Annotated in this window: 12 protein-coding genes; 4 read left to right on the top strand and 8 right to left on the bottom strand. The window is 38.7% G+C overall.

The window, feature by feature from the left end:
• Positions 1–140 precede the first annotated feature (140 nt).
• On the top strand, positions 141–2,771 hold the full coding sequence (gene cphA, locus HHL20_RS08735; protein WP_169230754.1) for a cyanophycin synthetase: 2,631 nt from the start codon (positions 141–143) through the stop codon (positions 2,769–2,771).
• Positions 2,772–2,873: 102 nt separating this feature from the next.
• On the opposite strand, the gene HHL20_RS08730 is transcribed toward cphA, so the two are convergent.
• From HHL20_RS08730 to HHL20_RS08695, 8 genes are all read right to left on the bottom strand, one after another.
• Positions 2,874–4,058 (bottom strand): hypothetical protein, encoded by a 1,185-nt coding sequence (locus HHL20_RS08730; protein WP_169230753.1) that lies wholly within the window; start codon positions 4,056–4,058, stop codon positions 2,874–2,876.
• 73 nt (positions 4,059–4,131) lie between these two features.
• Positions 4,132–4,968, bottom strand: coding sequence for a type 1 glutamine amidotransferase (locus HHL20_RS08725; protein ID WP_169230752.1), 837 nt, complete (start codon positions 4,966–4,968; stop codon positions 4,132–4,134).
• 32 nt (positions 4,969–5,000) lie between these two features.
• The gene (locus tag HHL20_RS08720) at positions 5,001–6,122 is read right to left on the bottom strand and encodes a carboxylate-amine ligase (protein ID WP_169230751.1); all 1,122 of its coding nucleotides are present in this window, start codon (positions 6,120–6,122) and stop codon (positions 5,001–5,003) included.
• A gap of 25 nt (positions 6,123–6,147) precedes the next feature.
• Entirely contained in the window at positions 6,148–7,101 is a 954-nt protein-coding gene (locus tag HHL20_RS08715) for an ATP-grasp domain-containing protein (protein WP_169230750.1), read from the bottom strand.
• Positions 7,102–7,145: 44 nt separating this feature from the next.
• Positions 7,146–7,859, bottom strand: a complete 714-nt coding sequence (locus tag HHL20_RS08710) for an alpha/beta hydrolase-fold protein (protein ID WP_169230749.1) — start codon at positions 7,857–7,859, stop codon at positions 7,146–7,148.
• 89 nt (positions 7,860–7,948) lie between these two features.
• A complete protein-coding gene (locus tag HHL20_RS08705; protein WP_169230748.1) occupies positions 7,949–9,160 on the bottom strand; it encodes an ATP-grasp domain-containing protein in 1,212 nt (403 codons plus the stop codon).
• A 140-nt stretch (positions 9,161–9,300) separates the two neighbouring features.
• Positions 9,301–10,716 carry a leucyl aminopeptidase family protein gene (locus tag HHL20_RS08700; RefSeq protein ID WP_169230747.1) on the bottom strand — a complete coding sequence of 472 codons (1,416 nt, stop codon included), beginning with the start codon at positions 10,714–10,716 and terminating at the stop codon, positions 9,301–9,303.
• Between the two features lie 3 nt (positions 10,717–10,719).
• Positions 10,720–11,841 (bottom strand): alpha/beta hydrolase, encoded by a 1,122-nt coding sequence (locus tag HHL20_RS08695; protein ID WP_169230746.1) that lies wholly within the window; start codon positions 11,839–11,841, stop codon positions 10,720–10,722.
• 218 nt (positions 11,842–12,059) lie between these two features.
• On the opposite strand from HHL20_RS08695, the gene glgB reads away from it, so the two are divergent.
• The 3 genes from glgB (at position 12,060) to HHL20_RS08680 (ending at position 16,834) form a co-directional block, all read left to right on the top strand.
• Positions 12,060–14,003 carry a 1,4-alpha-glucan branching protein GlgB gene (gene glgB, locus HHL20_RS08690; RefSeq protein WP_185194803.1) on the top strand — a complete coding sequence of 648 codons (1,944 nt, stop codon included), beginning with the start codon at positions 12,060–12,062 and terminating at the stop codon, positions 14,001–14,003.
• A gap of 7 nt (positions 14,004–14,010) precedes the next feature.
• Entirely contained in the window at positions 14,011–15,417 is a 1,407-nt protein-coding gene (locus tag HHL20_RS08685) for a glycogen synthase (RefSeq protein WP_169230744.1), read from the top strand.
• 148 nt (positions 15,418–15,565) lie between these two features.
• Positions 15,566–16,834, top strand: a complete 1,269-nt coding sequence (locus HHL20_RS08680; RefSeq protein ID WP_169230743.1) for a glucose-1-phosphate adenylyltransferase — start codon at positions 15,566–15,568, stop codon at positions 16,832–16,834.
• Positions 16,835–16,928: the final 94 nt, after the last annotated feature.

Raw genomic sequence — 16,928 nt, 5'->3', positions numbered from 1 at the left:
ATTTTGAGGATTTTAGAATGATTACTAAAGAATGATTATTTTTAATAAATATTCAAATGTGGTATAGTTTTGTTTAGGGTTTTGCATTATCTTTGATTCTAGATGCAGTTATTGTTAACTATTAAAAATGCAAATAGATTATGAAAATTGAAAAAATACAGGCATTGCGCGGCCCGAATATTTGGAGTATCAGACGAAAGAAGCTGATACAGATGAGGTTGGACCTGGAAGAAATGGAAAATTTTCCTACCAATAAGATCGAAGGATTCAGGGAAAGAATTGAAAAGTTGCTGCCTTCCTTATTCGCTCACAGATGTTCTGAAGGAGTAGAAGGAGGATTCTTTCATCGTGTTGAAACAGGAACATGGATGGGACATGTAATTGAGCACATCGCTTTGGAAATCCAGACGCTTGCAGGGATGGAAGTGGGCTTTGGAAGAACAAGGGAGACTAAAACACCCGGAGTTTACAATGTTGTATTTAATTATATTGAAGAAAACGCAGGGATTTTTGCCGCGGAAGAATCCGTAAAAATTGCGGAAGCTTTGATTAAAGGCGAAGAATATGATATTAATGCCTGTATTCAGAAACTTAAAGAAATCCGCGAAAGAGTTCGTCTAGGACCTTCAACAGGAAGCATTGTTGAAGAGGCTGTTTCCAGGAAAATCCCGTGGATCCGATTAGGAACAAACTCTTTAGTACAGCTTGGTTACGGAGTGAATCAGCAAAGGTTTCAGGCCACCATTACCGGGAAAACGAGCTCTATTGCCGTGGATATTGCTTGCAATAAAGAACTTACCAAGAGAATGCTGCACGATGCTGCGATTCCTGTGCCGATCGGAGACCTTATCATGGATGAAGAAGGCCTTGATAGTGTAGTGAGGAAAATAGGATATCCCGTGGTTATTAAACCTCTGGATGGAAATCATGGGAAGGGTTCTTCTATTAACGTCAATGACTGGGAATCTGCAAAAATAGGATTGCAACACGCCCAGAAATATTCTAAAAAAGTTATTGTTGAAAAATATATTACCGGATACGATTTCAGAGTGCTGGTCATCAATAATAAAATGGTTGCTGCTGCCAGAAGGGTTCCTGCTCACGTGGTAGGCGATGGTGAATTAAATCTTCAGCAACTTATTGAAAAAGAAAATAAAGACCCGAGAAGAGGATACGGACACGAAAATGTATTAACGGAAATTGAAGTCGATAAAGATACTACCGAGCTTTTAGAGAAACTGAACTACACCCTGGAAACAGTTCCTCAAAAAGGGGAAGTGGTTTATCTGAAATCAACAGCTAACCTTTCAACGGGAGGTACATCTATTGATGTTACCGATATGGTACACCCGGAAAATATCACTATGGCTGAAAGGATTTCGAAAATCATCGGCCTTGATGTCTGCGGAATTGATATTATGGCGGAAAATCTTACCCAGCCTCTAAAAGAGAGTGGAGGAGCCATTATTGAAGTGAATGCTGCACCTGGATTCAGAATGCACCTTGCTCCAAGTGAAGGGCTTCCGAGAAATGTTGCCGCTCCTGTGGTAGATATGCTGTATCCTCCGGGAAAACCTTTTACCATCCCGATTATTGCGGTTACCGGAACCAACGGAAAGACGACGACAACAAGACTGATCTCCCATATTGTAAAAAGCAACGGTTACAGAGTAGGCTTTACGACCTCAGACGGAATCTATATCCAAAATACGATGCTTACAAAAGGAGATACGACAGGTCCATTATCTGCGGAGTTTATCTTAAAAGATCCTACCGTGGAGTTTGCCGTACTTGAAACTGCTCGCGGCGGAATTTTACGTTCCGGACTTGGTTTTTCTCAGTGTGATATCGGGGTATTGACCAATATTGCGGAAGATCACCTCGGAATGAATGATATCCACAACCTCAGGGATCTTACGCGTGTAAAAAGAGTCGTTCTGGACAGCGTAAAGAAAAGCGGCTGGAGCATTCTGAATGCCGATAATGAGTATTCCATGAAAATTGTTAATGATCTCGACAGTCATGTTGCGATTTTCAGTATGAATGAAAACAATCCTCACATTCAGAAATTTGCTAAAGAGGGCAAGATTACCTGTGTTTACGAGGAAGGATTTGTTACGATTAAAAAAGGAGACTGGAAGATAAGAATCGGCAAGGCTAAAGATTTTCCGATTACCATGGAAGGAAAAGCCAAATTTATGATTGAAAACGTATTGGCTGCGAGTCTCGCCTGTTATCTGTACGGATTCGGGATTGAAGATATTTCCAATTCTTTAAGAACTTTTATTCCAAGTGCCCAGCTTACCCCGGGCCGTTTGAATGTATTTAAGTTTAAAAATTTCAAAGTTCTTATTGATTTTGCTCATAATCCTTCGGGATATCAGGCGATTGAAGATTATCTCAAAAATGTGGAGGCAACAAAAAAAATTGGGATTATTTCAGGGGTAGGAGACCGAAGAGACAGCGATATCCGGGAATGCGGAAAGATTGCAGGAAGAATGTTCGATCATATCATCATCAGAAATGAAAAGCATCTCCGCGGACGTACGGAAGACGAAATCAATGGACTGATCATTGAAGGAATGCAGTCTTCAGGAAAAGATGTGAGCTATGAAATCATTCCTAAAGAGATTGAAGCGCTGAAACACGCCATGGGAATGGCTGAAGAAGGTACTTTTATCACTGCCTTAAGCGACGTAATTTCCAATGCGATTGACCTCGTACAGGATTACCAGACCAGGGAATTAATGGAAGATGACAGAATGTTATAATCATATTTAAAAGTTTCGGCGGCATCGAAGATGCCGCCGAAACTTTTTTAAGAATTCTGAAATTTTATCTTTGCTAATGTCTTATGGATTTAATTATATCAATTATTCCTCCGCAAAAAAAGCATTCGAGCTTCCGATCCAGATGGCATCTTTCTTATTAAAATCGACGTTCACCATCGCTGCTTTGGTCATTCTTGCCAGATTCTCCATCAGAACAGGCCGGTCGCTGTTTTCAGGCCAAATATACAACAAACGGATCTCTGCTTTCGAAAAATCTCCGTTAATATCTTCGAAAATAGGGGCATATTCTACTTTTCTCTGAAGAATATAATTTTGTTTGTCCTCAATGGTATCTGTAATTTCTTTTGTAGGATTTAGATTAACCCCGCTTCCGGCAAAAGAAAACAACGGCTTTAAAACAAAATTTTTCAAATCCTCTGTTTCGGGAAATTCATGCAGGAAATAACTTTTCGGAACAAATTGATGTTGTAAAAGAGGCAGTAAAAATTTTGAAATTTTGAAAAACCAGTTGGGATGGGTAATCCATTTTACATCAATATCTTCACGGAAATCAAACTCCGTTTTTAGATCAGGAATGCGGTCTAATTCATCAAAAATAACGCGATTATAAATTCTTTTGATTTCAGTTAACTGTCCTTCGTTCTCATAATAAAGTTTTCTGCCGTTCTTTTTTACCTTAGTAAGGCAAACCGTTTTTATTCCTAATAACTTTTCAGTCAAAATAAAATCAATGGCTGTTTTCTGCTTTTCAGGATAGATTTCCAGAAGGATTACATTTTCAGGATTTTCGTTTCCCACAATAAGATCATTAAGCTGATTTTTAAAAGCTTCGGGAGAAATTGTATTTCTCAATTCGGACAGGAATGGGTATATTTCACAAAATGCATCTTCAAATACTCTTTGGAATGCATATAGTGAAGGAAAAGCCTGGAGTTCAATGAGCTGCGGTTCTATTTCACCGTTTTTATTTTTGCAGATTCCGAAGTCTATGGTGAAAAAATGTGGTTTGTCTGTATCATTCGGAACTCTGCAGTTGTCAGGAACGGCCCTTTGTAAGACATCAGGAGATAAATTTTTTATTTGATTGATAATACTATTGCTCGCACCGGTCAGTTTAGTTTCAAAGTCTTTGGTAAGGAACAAAGGGCTTTCAGAAATTCTGAAGGCCGGTTCCAGTCCGCTTTTTTGCTTTAAATATTCTTTAAGCTGAGCATATTTTTCCTGCGAAAATTCCTGATTAAATTGCTTTCGGTATTTTGAAATCATAATCCTTTTTCTTTTGTGATTTAAAAAAATCGGACAATACCGCCCGATTATGTTACTGTATTAAATTTATTCGCTAAATCAGAACATTGCTTCTGCTGATAATATTTTGTTTGGCCTGATCTAAAAACCTCGGTAAAATCTGAGACTGCGTAAGGGTAATTTTATCTTCATCATCAATTCGGTCGATAGTTTCCAGATATTTTTCCATTCCGAAATTCTCAATCATAGCCAGTTTGTTTTTTTCATCTTTCAGATTTTCAATCATTCCTTCAGGGTTGGCTTCAGGATGAAACTGTGTACCAAAGATCTCTTCAGAAAACCTTACGGCCATTACCGCTCTCTCCAGATCAATATGAGGACGGAATTTTTCAATCGCTGTAATTTTCATTCCCAGCTCTTCAAAACGCTCATGGTCCGGCTCAATAAATTGATAGGCACGCGAATCTACAGCATAGAAAGGGTCCGGAAGATTTTTAAATAGAAATTCTTCTTCACCGTCTTCTGTTTTGTGAACAGGCATTACTCCAAAAGAATAAGATTTTCTTTTACAGATATTACCCAGCTTCCAGTGAATGCTTGCCAGCTGAAAAGAATGGCAAATTAAAAAAAGGTATTTTTTCTCCTGGCTGATTCGGTTGTGATTGTAAATCGAATCTAAAAAAACACTGAATTGATCTTCCCATTCAAATCCTTCACGATGTGGGTTTCCGGGACCGCCGGAAGAAATAAATATATCAAAATCTTTAATGTCGGGAATTTCATTTTTAGATCGTACATCGAATGTTGTAATGCTTACATTTTCTCCGGTACAGCTCTGCCTGAATGCTTCAGAAATTTCTTTTATATTTTTAAATCCCTGATTCACCTGATTATTATTCATATCCAGCAAAGCAATTCGAATATCATTCATATGTCTTAAATTTTATACAAATGTATCAAATATTATGAATGTAGTGCTTCACCGTGAGTGATACCATATTCGGTTTCGGAGATCATATAATCAACGACTTTCGTAAGGTCTCCTGTTTCATTAAATATTCGGAGCTGACGGTCTGCGCCGGTTCCGTTTTCAAGGATTGTCCAGGCATATTCTACTTCTTTTCTGCATCCCAATTCATCTACCACATCATCAATAAACTCAAGAAGTTCCTTCAAAAGATCAGGGTACGGTACGGATTCTTCTTTCCCGAAATCGATAAGATGTGCTTCTATTCCGCTTTTTGAGGCTCGCCATTTATTTTCATTCAATAATAATCGTCTGTAGCTTCTGAAACTTAAATTCTGCTGGTGAAGTTTATAGATTTTCGCCACCAGAGACTGCATAATCGCTGCCAGACAAACTGTCTCTTCTATTCTTAATGGCATATCGCAAATCCTGAATTCAATCGTAGGATAGAATGGATGAACCCGGAGATCCCACCAGATTTTCTTGGCGTTGTCGATGGTTCCTGTTTTTACTAGAAGATCCACATAGCTGTCAAATTCTGCAAGAGAATTGAAAAAGCTGGGAATTCCGGTTCGTGGGAATTTAACGAAAATTTCCTGTCTGTATGATTTAAAACCTGTATTCCTGCCAATCCAGAACGGTGAATTGGTGGAAAGCGCATAAACATGCGGCAGAAAATACCGCATCACATTCTGTATTCTGACCCCTTCTTCGCGGTTCGGAATTCCGATATGAACATGCAGCCCGAAAATGAGGTTGCCACGTGCTACATCTCCCATGTCGTCAACGATTTTAATATATCGTTCGCCGTTGGTGATGGTGTTGTGTTCCCAGTTTGAAAAAGGATGTGTTCCTCCGCCGGAAACGCGAAGTCCCTGTTCGTGAGCCGTTTTAATAAGATGTCTTCTCAGATTGGTTAATTCTGCTTTGGCTTCCTGAATGTTCTGGCATATTCCCGTTTCCATTTCAATCATGGATTCGTGCATTTCATGCTTTAGGTTTTCACTTAAAACTGCTTTTCCGCCTTCGATAATTTTCGAAACATGAGAAACCAGGTCCCGGCTCTCAACATCAATGATTTGATATTCTTCTTCTATCCCGATAGTAAATTGATGCATTTTTTTTCGTGTTTTATTTGAATGTTTATTTTACAGAATCTTTTACGAAGGTTCCCCAGGAAATATTCGGTTTTCCGGGAACATATTCTTTTGCTTTTTCTACGGCAAGTTTTGCAGCGTGCTCAACAATCCATGCAAAGTTTTCTTCGCCTACAGAATTCCTGTCTGCATCCGGAGCCGGGTTGCAAAAGTCGATAGCATAAGGAATTCCGTCCCGAACGGCAAATTCTACCGTATTGAAATCGTACCCTAATGCTTCATTCATTTTGATGGTATAATCATGAATGGTTTTTAATAATTTTTCCAGCTCTTCACCTTGTGTCTGATGCGTTGTAGCATATCGTAAATGATGGGCATTTCTTGGTTCATAAGGCATGATGTGAACATATTTTTTACCCAGACAGTACACTCTGTAATAATCATCGAAAATAATTTCTTCCTGCACCATCATGACCAGCTGTTCCGTTTCAGAATGCTTGGCCCATAGATCTTCAGCGCTTTCTACGCGGTAAACATTCCTCCAGCCTCCGCCGTCGTGAGGCTTCATGTAAGCAGGAAAGCCTACATAATTGAAAATATAATCCCAGTCATGAGGGAATTTTAAATTTCTGAAAGAAGTTTCCGAAGTATTCTCCGGTCTTTCGTAAGAGGGAAGCAAAACAGTTTTAGGAAGCGGAATTCCAAGTTTTGTCATTAAAGCATTATTGAAAAACTTTTCATCAGCGCTCCACCAAAAAGGGTTATTGATGACATATGTTCCGTTTAATGCTGCATTTTTAAGATACGCTCTGTAAAATGGCACATCCTGAGAAATTCTGTCAATAATGACCGCGTATCCGTAATCTGCACCCTGTTCAAGTTTATCAATACTTACCGGTTCTGCAACAATTTCACCTTTACCAAGCTCATTTACTTTGTCAATAAATGCCCAGGGAAAAGTATCTTCCATACCGAATAGTATTCCGACTTTTTTAACCATAATTGTATTTTTTTAATATTTGTTAATCTGTATTATTTAAACTTTTAAGAGAAAAATGCGCCGATAAATGTAGGAAAAACCATTCTCCACAACGGCCAGTCATGGCTGATCCATTTTCTTTCGTCATACCAGAAATCAATTCCTTTCGAACGCAGAATTTCTGCCATTTCAATATTTTTATCCCTGCAGATATCCTGATCGGAAGTACTCAAAACAATATGCATATGTTTGTATTTCCAGGCTTCATCATTTCTTACAAATTCTCTGGGACAATTGAAGTATACCAGCTCATCGGAATAACCATCCATAAAATTCCTGATACTGAAAGCTCCGGAAAGGCAAAACAGGTGAGAAACAACATCTGGAAATCGGAAGGCAAAGTTTGCCGCATGATATCCACCGAAACTTGCTCCGGCAACCGCAACACGATGCGTTTTATGAATTTTCTGAATATAAGGAACAAACTCCTGAATCAAAAACTGAATATATCTTTCATAATTTCTGATTCTTTGCTGTGGGGAAATATTATCATCATAAAAGCTCCAGCTGTCTATGGTCTGGATATTATAAAGTTTAACTTTTCCCTGCTCCACAAACCAATTGATACTTCCGTTCAAGTGGAAGTCATGGTTTTGTGTGTAAAGCCCCTGTGAAGTAGGAAACATAATGATAGGATAGCCGTAATGTCCGGTAACCTCAACTTTAAGGCTTGTTCCTAATATATGAGAATAATAATCTGTATGTTCTATTTGTGGCATGTGTTGTGTTAAATGATAATTTGTAAAATGATTGATTATCAGTATTTTTTTTGCTAGTTGCTAGTTGCTAGTTGCTAGTTGCTAGTTGATTAGCTTGTCGGTTTGCTTTTAGGAGGAAGAATATTCAGCATCTCGGCAAGAATTTTTTCTGCGGCCCTGTCCAGTCTTTCCTGAATAACCTCCGGATCACTGGATTTATAAACAATACCTACATGATGTTCAATGGGTAAGAATTTTACGGTTTCCGGACTTTCAAAATGGCTGTAGTCAGGATCTTTATCCTTAATCAGTGCAATGATCAGCCCGGAATAATGTCCCGTTGGTTTAGAAACTTCGTAGTTATGCCCTTTTAGTAGCGCATCTTCGATTCTGGCCCATTCTCTCCAGATATTGATGCTGCTTGAAGCTTCCACCAGATCAGGAATATGAGCACCGCCGACACGCGAGGAGGTTTCCAGGAAGTAGTATTTGCCGTCATCTTTACTTTTGATAAATTCTGTATGGGTTGCACCATGTATAAGCCCGAAGCTGGAAAGAACTTTCATATTGGCCGCTTCAAGCGCTTGAAATTCATCTGAATATCTTCCCAGTGTTTTTGTTCTGAAAACACCGCCTTCATGAGAAACCTGCATAGGCGGAGCAAGATATTTTGAAGCGGATGTGAAAACCGTTTCTTTATTAAAAGTGAGACTGTCAACATGATAAACATCGCCGGGTTTAAAACTTTCCAGTAAAAATAAGTGGCGCTCTTCCCCAAGATTATTGAGTTCCTGCCAAAGTTCTTCTTTGGAAGCCAGTTTTTTGATGCCTGATGCGGATGCTTCGGAGCGGGGTTTTAATACCCATGGAGGAGAAACCCTATCTGCAAAACTGTTCACTTCATCATTATTGAAAACAGCAGTAAACTCAGGAACATGAATGCCGGAATCTTTAGCTTTCTGCCTCATGGCAAGTTTGTCTCTGAAATATCGGTGTGTGGTCTGACCCATTCCCGGAATACGGAATGTTTCACGGATCAGGGCCGCTTTTTCAACATCATAATCGTCAAGAGCAACAACAGCATCTACTTTTCTGGTCTGCATCAGATAAGAAAATCCCTGAACCAGATGATCGAGATTCCATACAGACGGTTTTATTTCGGGCATATAGAAAACCTCATCGATAGCATGCCACGGCCAGTCTTTTTCTTTAAGATTTTCCGAGGTTACCAAAATGATATTATTACCGAGGTTTTTCATCTCATCCATGAAGTCATACCCCTTGTAATAGCACGAAATACATACTATTGTTTTCTTCTCCATATAATGTTTTTAAGTTTTTGATGAATTTTCAAAAATAAATGATGTTTTTATTTGTTTATTTACTACTAAAACTTAAAATAAAATACACTTTTGAAAATACTGTTTCAATTATACAGAGAATTTTTGTAATAAACTAATTTTTAATGATAATTTTCGATTAAATCTGACAATAATTGTACTCCAAAACCGGTAGCGGCTTTCTCTTTAGCGTATCCAACATTTCCAAAAGCTACACCAGCAATATCAAGATGTGCCCATCTCGGGTGATTTTCAATGAACTGCTCCAGGAATTTTGCTGCAACAATACAGTCTCCGATAGGTTTCATGGATATATTTTTGAGATCGGCAACATCAGAACGGATATCATCTTTCCAGATATCCCATAGCGGAAGATTCCATAACCGCTGGTTCGTGCTGTCACCCGTTTTTATCAGCAGGTTTTTCAGCTCTTCGTTATTGGAAAACATCGCTCCGCAGGTATCGCCGAACATTCTTACGGAACTGCCTGTTAATGTAGCAAGATCAATAAGAATATCTGTTTTGTAATTTTTAGCAAGATAAGAAAGTCCGTCTGCGAGAATCATTCTTCCTTCTGCATCGGTATTCAGTACCTCTATGGTTTTTCCGTTGTAGGCCGTAATAACGTCGCTCGGCAGGAAGGCATTTTCCGAAATTGCGTTGTCCGTTATGGGAAGAACAGTAATAATATTCACAGGGAGCTGCAATTCTGCGGCATAAATTAAGGCTCCCAAAACCGCTGTAGCGCCGCCCATATCCGACTTCATATAATGCATGTTGTCCGGATTTTTCAGGGAAATTCCGCCAGTGTCAAAAAGAACGCATTTCCCCACAAGACCGAATGTTTTGGCGTTTTTAACAGTGGTCTTATATTCAAGAATCGTAAATGCTGCATCGTAAGAGCTGCCCTGATTTACGGAAAGATAAGCACCCAGTCCCAGCTCCTCACATTTTTTCCTGTTGAATGAAGTATATTTAAGGTTGTATTTTTTAGATATATTTTTTAAATATGTGCCAAATGTTTCAGGTTTTTTAAGATTTGCAGGTTTATTGAGCCATTCCTGACAAGCAGTCTGCGCGTTGCTCAATGCTTCCGATTTGTGGCTGATCATATCAAGCCTTTTCTGGCTTAAATTTTCGAAATGAAGCTCAAATTTCGGGTTCCAGAAAGCGTGGGTTTTCTCAAACGGATAATTATAAGTCCCCAGAAGAAGCCCTTTTATAAATTCTTCAAACTGCTTTTCTACCATAAAATCTCCAACAATAAGAGTAGGAACCGCCGAGAGTTTTTCTTTGTAGGTTTGTGAAAATTTAACAGCAACCTGCTGCATTTCAAATACAGGAGAATCTGCCTTGCCTAAACCGATAAAATAAGCGATTCCTTCATCCTGAACATTGATGAAAACTTCATGCTTCTTTCCTGTGAAAAAAGCGGCAATATTTTTATTTAAATTTTTAGAGGTTCTTGACCATTCTTCTTCTGTAAAAAGATGAAATATCTGGGTGTAACTTTTTATTTTTTTATTGATTAATTTCATAATTTAATTTTTAATACTGTTTTGCTGAGGCTTTACTTCTGCGGGGTTTTCTTTGCTGTTGTAATACAGCCATTCGATAGCTCTGGGGAATTCCTGAGACCAGTAAAATTCACTGTGGGTGCCTTCCGGATTAATACTTGTTCTGAATTCAAAATCAAAAAGATTTTTCTTTTCCCACTGCTTCAGATATTCTTCGAAAACATGAATTCTTTTTACCATTTTAGAACCCTCCTGACCGCCGCCGTATAAATAAATTTTCATGGTGAAGGGAGTTCTGAAATTCATCATCGGGAAATTGTTGTTGGGCTCAACCCATAATGATGGTGAAAAAATAAGCAGTTTGGAGTATACTTCAGGATAAAGAAAGCCGCTATAAATACTGATCAGAGCTCCCAGTGAGCTTCCACCAATTCCGGTATTGTCCCGGTCTTTTTTAGTACGGTAGTTTTCGTCAACAAACGGTTTGAGCGTATCGGTGATGAAACGGATGTATTTCTTGCCTTCTGAGCCGTTTGCTACATGATCATTATCAAAAATATACTCCTTTATCCGGTCTTCGCTTCCGTGTTCAATAGCAATGATGATAATATCACCGCGTCCGTATTCCGTCAGCAGGGACAGCTTTTTGTCGATCTCCCAGTTTCCGTAGTCGCTTCCTTCATTAAAAAGATTCTGGGCATCCTGAAGATAAAGAACCGGGTAATTTTTATCAGAAATATAATAATCGTAGGGCAGAAGGGCCCAGATTTTACGGTGGCGTTCCAGCTGTGGAATATAAAATGCTTCGGAAATAACTTCTGCAATAGGGAAAAATTCTTTTTTGAATGGTCCCCAATTGAGTCTCCATTTTTTTACCATATCCGAAGTTTCAGCTTCGGATTTACTGATCTTTCTGTTGGACGTAATATTTCCATATTGATCTAGCTCCACATTTTCCCATCCGCCTTTTGTAAATTTATACTCAATAAAATCAGGCAATAACTCATCACCGATTTCTATACAATAGGTTCGGGGATCTGTCTGATGGAGCTTGTACTGTTCATCCTTTGGGTTCCAGCTGTTGAAGTTTCCGGTAATGTAGATATTTCTTTCATCATGCTCTTCGGTACGGAGTTCAAATCTCATCCATATGTGTTTAACAATTCAAAGATAAATTTATAATAAAATCTTTTTATGGCAAATTATTTTTAAAATGATCTTATACTCCTCAAAAAGCTCTATATTTGATAGAAACAAGTGATGATGGGCAATTAAACATAATAATTTCTTCAACAATAGGTAACCTTTCTTTCTGATTTTTTTAATACTTTCAGAAAAATATTAAAATTTAAACCAGAACCGTGATGAATTCGGTTAAAACATACACTCTTTTTACGGATCATGATATTTATCTTTTTAAAGAAGGTAAACATTATAAGCTGTACGATAAGTTCGGGGCACATTCTGCTGAAAAAGACGGAATACAAGGCGTTTACTTTTCGGTTTGGGCTCCCAACGCAAAGAAAGTTTCGGTAATCGGAAACTTTAACAACTGGAATCCTAAAGATCATATTCTTTTTCCCAGATGGGATGGCTCAGGAATCTGGGAAGGCTTTATTGCAGGCCTTACCTGGGGAACGCTGTATAAATACGCAATAGAAACTGCAAGGGGAGAAATTCTTGAAAAAAGTGATCCTTATGCATTGAGCTGGGAACAGAATCTTCAGGCAGCATCGCTGGTTTCTACTACATGGTACGAATGGAATGATAAAGAATGGATGCAAAGCCGCTGGAAAAAAAACAGCCTTAAAGCTCCGCTTTCCGTATACGAACTCCATCTCGGTTCCTGGATGAGGAATGATGAGGACTCCGGGAAATTCTTAAATTATCGTGATATCGCGCAAAGGCTTATCCCTTATATCAAAGAAATGGAATTCACCCATGTGGAATTCATGCCTGTTATGGAGTATCCGTATGATCCGAGCTGGGGATACCAGATTACAGGTTTTTTTGCAGCGACTTCCCGTTTTGGTTCTCCTCAGGATCTTATGTTCCTGATCGATGAGCTTCACCAGAATCATATCGGGGTGATTCTGGATTGGGTTCCTTCTCATTTTCCGGGTGATGCGAATGGATTGCACAGATTTGACGGATCTTATCTGTATGAGCACGAAGATCCGAGAAAAGGTTTTCATCCCGACTGGAAATCCTATATTTTCAATTACGGAAGAAATGAAGTAAAATCATTCTTAATTTCAAATGCCATGTTCTGGCTGGAACGTTATCATGCAGACGGACTCCGTGTGGATGCGGTTACTTCAATGCTTCATCTCGATTATTCAAGAAATGAGGGGGAATGGGAACCCAATATTTACGGAGGAAATGTAAATCTGGAAGCAAAGACTTTTCTGCAGGAATTTAATACGGCAGTATATAAAGAATTCGGAGATATTATCACAATTGCTGAAGAAAGCTCGGATTTCCCAATGCTTACCAAACCTGTTCATGCTGGAGGGGTAGGTTTTGGCATGAAGTGGATGATGGGCTGGATGCATGATACACTGGATTATTTTAAAGTAGATCCTATCAACAGAAAATTTCATCATCATAAACTAACATTTGCTTCGATGTATGTGTATAATGAAAATTATATGATGCCTCTTTCCCATGATGAGGTTGTTCACGGTAAAGCAAGTCTTATTTACAAGATGTTTGGGGACGAATGGCAGAAATTTGCCAATCTCCGTGCCTTGTATGTGTATATGTTTACACACCCCGGCGCCAAGCTTTTATTTATGGGCGATGAATTCGGGCAGACCAGCGAATGGAATTTCAAAAAAAGTCTGGACTGGCATTTGCTTGTATATCCCGTCCACAAGGGATTGCAGAAACTTGTAAAAGACCTCAATCATATATACAGGAATGAAGAGGCATTTTATGAAAACCAGTTCTCTCCGGAAGGCTTTGAATGGATACAGGCAGATGATATAGATAACTCTGTTTATATCTATCTTAGAAAAGGCGAAAGAAAAGATGATGCGTGTATGGTTATTCTCAACCTTACTCCCAGAGTGATTGATTATAAAATAGGGGTAACCGCAGGGAGCCACTGGGAAGTGGTTTTCAATTCTGATGACGAACAGTACGCAGGAAGTGGTGTGAAAGCAGATATTTTTGATGAACAGCACGAAGAGTTTATGGGGCATCAGAAATCCATTAGCATTAATCTTCCCCCGCTTGCCGGAATTATTTTAAAAAGAAAAGACAAAAAATATAAACAAAATAGAATTAAACACCACAAAAGATAATATAGAAATGGTAATTTATCATCTAAGCACGGAGTGTTACCCCGTGGCAAAAGTAGGAGGTCTGGCCGATGTAGTGGGCGCTTTGCCGAAGTATCAGAACAAAATTAAAGGTATTGATGCGAAGGTTGTTATGCCCTGGTACAACAAATCTTTTGTTTACGATCATGAGTTTGACATAGTTTTTGATGGCTTCATTCACCAGGGAGGAAACATGCTTCAGGTACAGGTTTTAAAGGAAAAATCAAATGTATTGGGCTTTGAACTGTACATGGTAAAAATCCCGGGACTTTTAGACAGGGATAATCCTTACGGCTACCAGGATGAAAATTTTCAGTTTATTGCTTTTCAGCATGGTGTTCTTCACTGGTTGAGTGCGATGAACATCCGTCCGGATATTTTACACTGTCACGATTATCATACAGGACTGGTTCCTTTTATGATCGAATATTGTCCGGAGTTCTCTTTCCTTAAAGGTGTAAAAACGGTAGGAACCATTCACAACGGTGAATACCAGGGAATGATGAGCTGGGAAATGGCAAGGTATCTTCCGTCTTTTGATCAGTATAAATGGGGATTAATGGACTGGAACGGGTTGATCAATCCTCTGGCAAGTATGATCAAATGTGCCAATGCTTTTACCACAGTTTCACAGGGGTACCTCGAAGAACTTTATGTGAGCTTTCATGGTCTTGAAAGTCTTGTAAGAGATGAATTCAGTAAAGCATACGGAATTATCAACGGTATTGATACCGAAGTTTGGAACCCGGAAACCGACCCGATGCTGGATTTTAACTTCAACAGTAAAAATGCTGTTGAACAGAAAAAGAAAGGCAAGGAGAAACTTTGTAAAGAATACGGGCTGAAACCTGAACTTCCTTTGTTTGCCTTTATCGGAAGATTTGCCACTGAAAAAGGTGCCGATCTTCTTCCTGATATTGTCTGGAGAAGCATTAAACAAAGTTATGGAGCGCTTAACATCATGGTTTTGGGATCTGGTAACAGCTATATTGAAAACAAGCTTAAAGAATACGATTATACGTATACCAACTTTGCTTTAGATTTAGGATATAAAGAACATCTTTCCCATAAAATATACGCTTCGGCGGATTTTTTGCTGATGCCTTCAAGGGTGGAACCCTGTGGTCTGAACCAGATGTACTCCATGAGATACGGAACAGTGCCGATCGTTAGATATACAGGAGGTCTGAAGGATACAGTAGAAGATATTTCAACAGGAGGTGCGGGGATCAATTTTACCTATCCCGGAGTAGACGACGCAATTCATGCAATGAACAGAGCATTAATGCTGTATAATCAGAAGAATGTAATGGAAAATCTTATTCATGCCAATATGAATTTTGATTTTTCGTGGGAAAAGTCAGCAGAAAAATATATAGCTTTATATAAAAATTAAATCTGATAATTATCATTTTGTAACTGAAATATAAACTGACTGATTTCTAAGTAATGTTGTTAAAACCACATGGAAATCGAGTGGATTTATGAATAAGACATCAAAAACAGAATAGTAAACTTAATAAAAATAAAACGCAAAATAATTTATGAATCGCAATGTAATTTCCATTGTTTTAGGAGGAGGTAGAGGAACAAGACTGTTCCCGCTCACGTATACGAGATCAAAACCGGCTGTTCCCATTGCCGGAAAATACAGGCTGGTAGATATTCCTATTTCAAACTGTTTAAATTCAGGGTTAAATAAAATCTTGGTATTGACGCAGTTCAATTCAGCTTCTTTAAATTCACATATTAAAAACTCTTACCATTTCGACATATTCAGTAAAGGATTTGTTGATATTCTGGCGGCAGAACAGAATGTTGAAAACGAGAACTGGTACCAGGGAACGGCTGATGCGGTACGCCAGTCGATGAAGCATTTAGAAAAGTATGACTATGATTATATCTTGATTCTTTCCGGAGATCAGCTTTACCAGATGGACTTCAGGGAAATGCTGGATTTCCATATCGAAAAAGGCGGTGATGTAACCATCGCTACCATTCCGGTAAATGCCAAAGATGCAACAGGTTTTGGAATCTTGAGTTCTGACGACGAAGGAAATATCACCTCCTTTGTTGAGAAACCGGGCTACGATATATTAGACGGTTTAAAATCCGAAGTTTCGGAAGAAAATAAACATGCCGGAAAAGAATACCTGGCGTCGATGGGGATTTATATCTTCACCAAAAGCATTTTGAAAAAAATGTTTGAAGAAGGAGCCGGAGACGATTTCGGAAAAGACATTATCCCGAATTCAATCGGGAAATACACTACCTTAAGTTATCAGTATGAAGGATACTGGACAGACATCGGAACCATCGAATCTTTCTACGAAGCCAATCTGGATCTTTGTCAGGATTTTCCTCAGTTTAATCTCTTCTCTTCATCGCCAATTTATACAAGAGCGAGAATGCTTCCGCCGTCAAAAATTAACGGTTCTTACGTGAGTAAGGCGGTTTTCGGTGACGGATGCATTATCTTGGCCGATAAGATTGAAAATTCCGTGATCGGAAACAGAACAAGAATCGATAAAGGTAGTACCATTGTAAACTCTTACGTTATGGGCGCCGATTTTTATCAGGATCCTGTAGAAATTATAAACAATGACAGGAAGGGCCAGCCTAATATGGGAATCGGCAAATACTGCTATATTGAGAAAGCAATTTTAGATAAAAACTGCTACATTGGAGACAACGTACGCATCATTGGAGGAAAACATATCAGTGACGGCGATTACGGTACATACTCCGTTCAGGACGGTATTATCGTCGTTAAAAAAGGAGCAGTTCTGGCGCCGGGAACTCATATAGGATAAATCAGGATGGCTGAAGAAAAGGTGAAATCTGGATTGTTTTGATAAGCACAACCAATTTCATCATTATCTTTTCTGTCTTACATTAAATAAATTA

Origin of the sequence: Chryseobacterium cheonjiense (assembly GCF_012927265.1) — a bacterium.
GTDB classification, from domain to species: Bacteria; Bacteroidota; Bacteroidia; order Flavobacteriales; family Weeksellaceae; genus Chryseobacterium; species Chryseobacterium cheonjiense.
The sequence above is the reverse complement of the archived record's forward strand: the minus strand, read 5'-3'. Positions and strand labels throughout refer to the sequence as shown.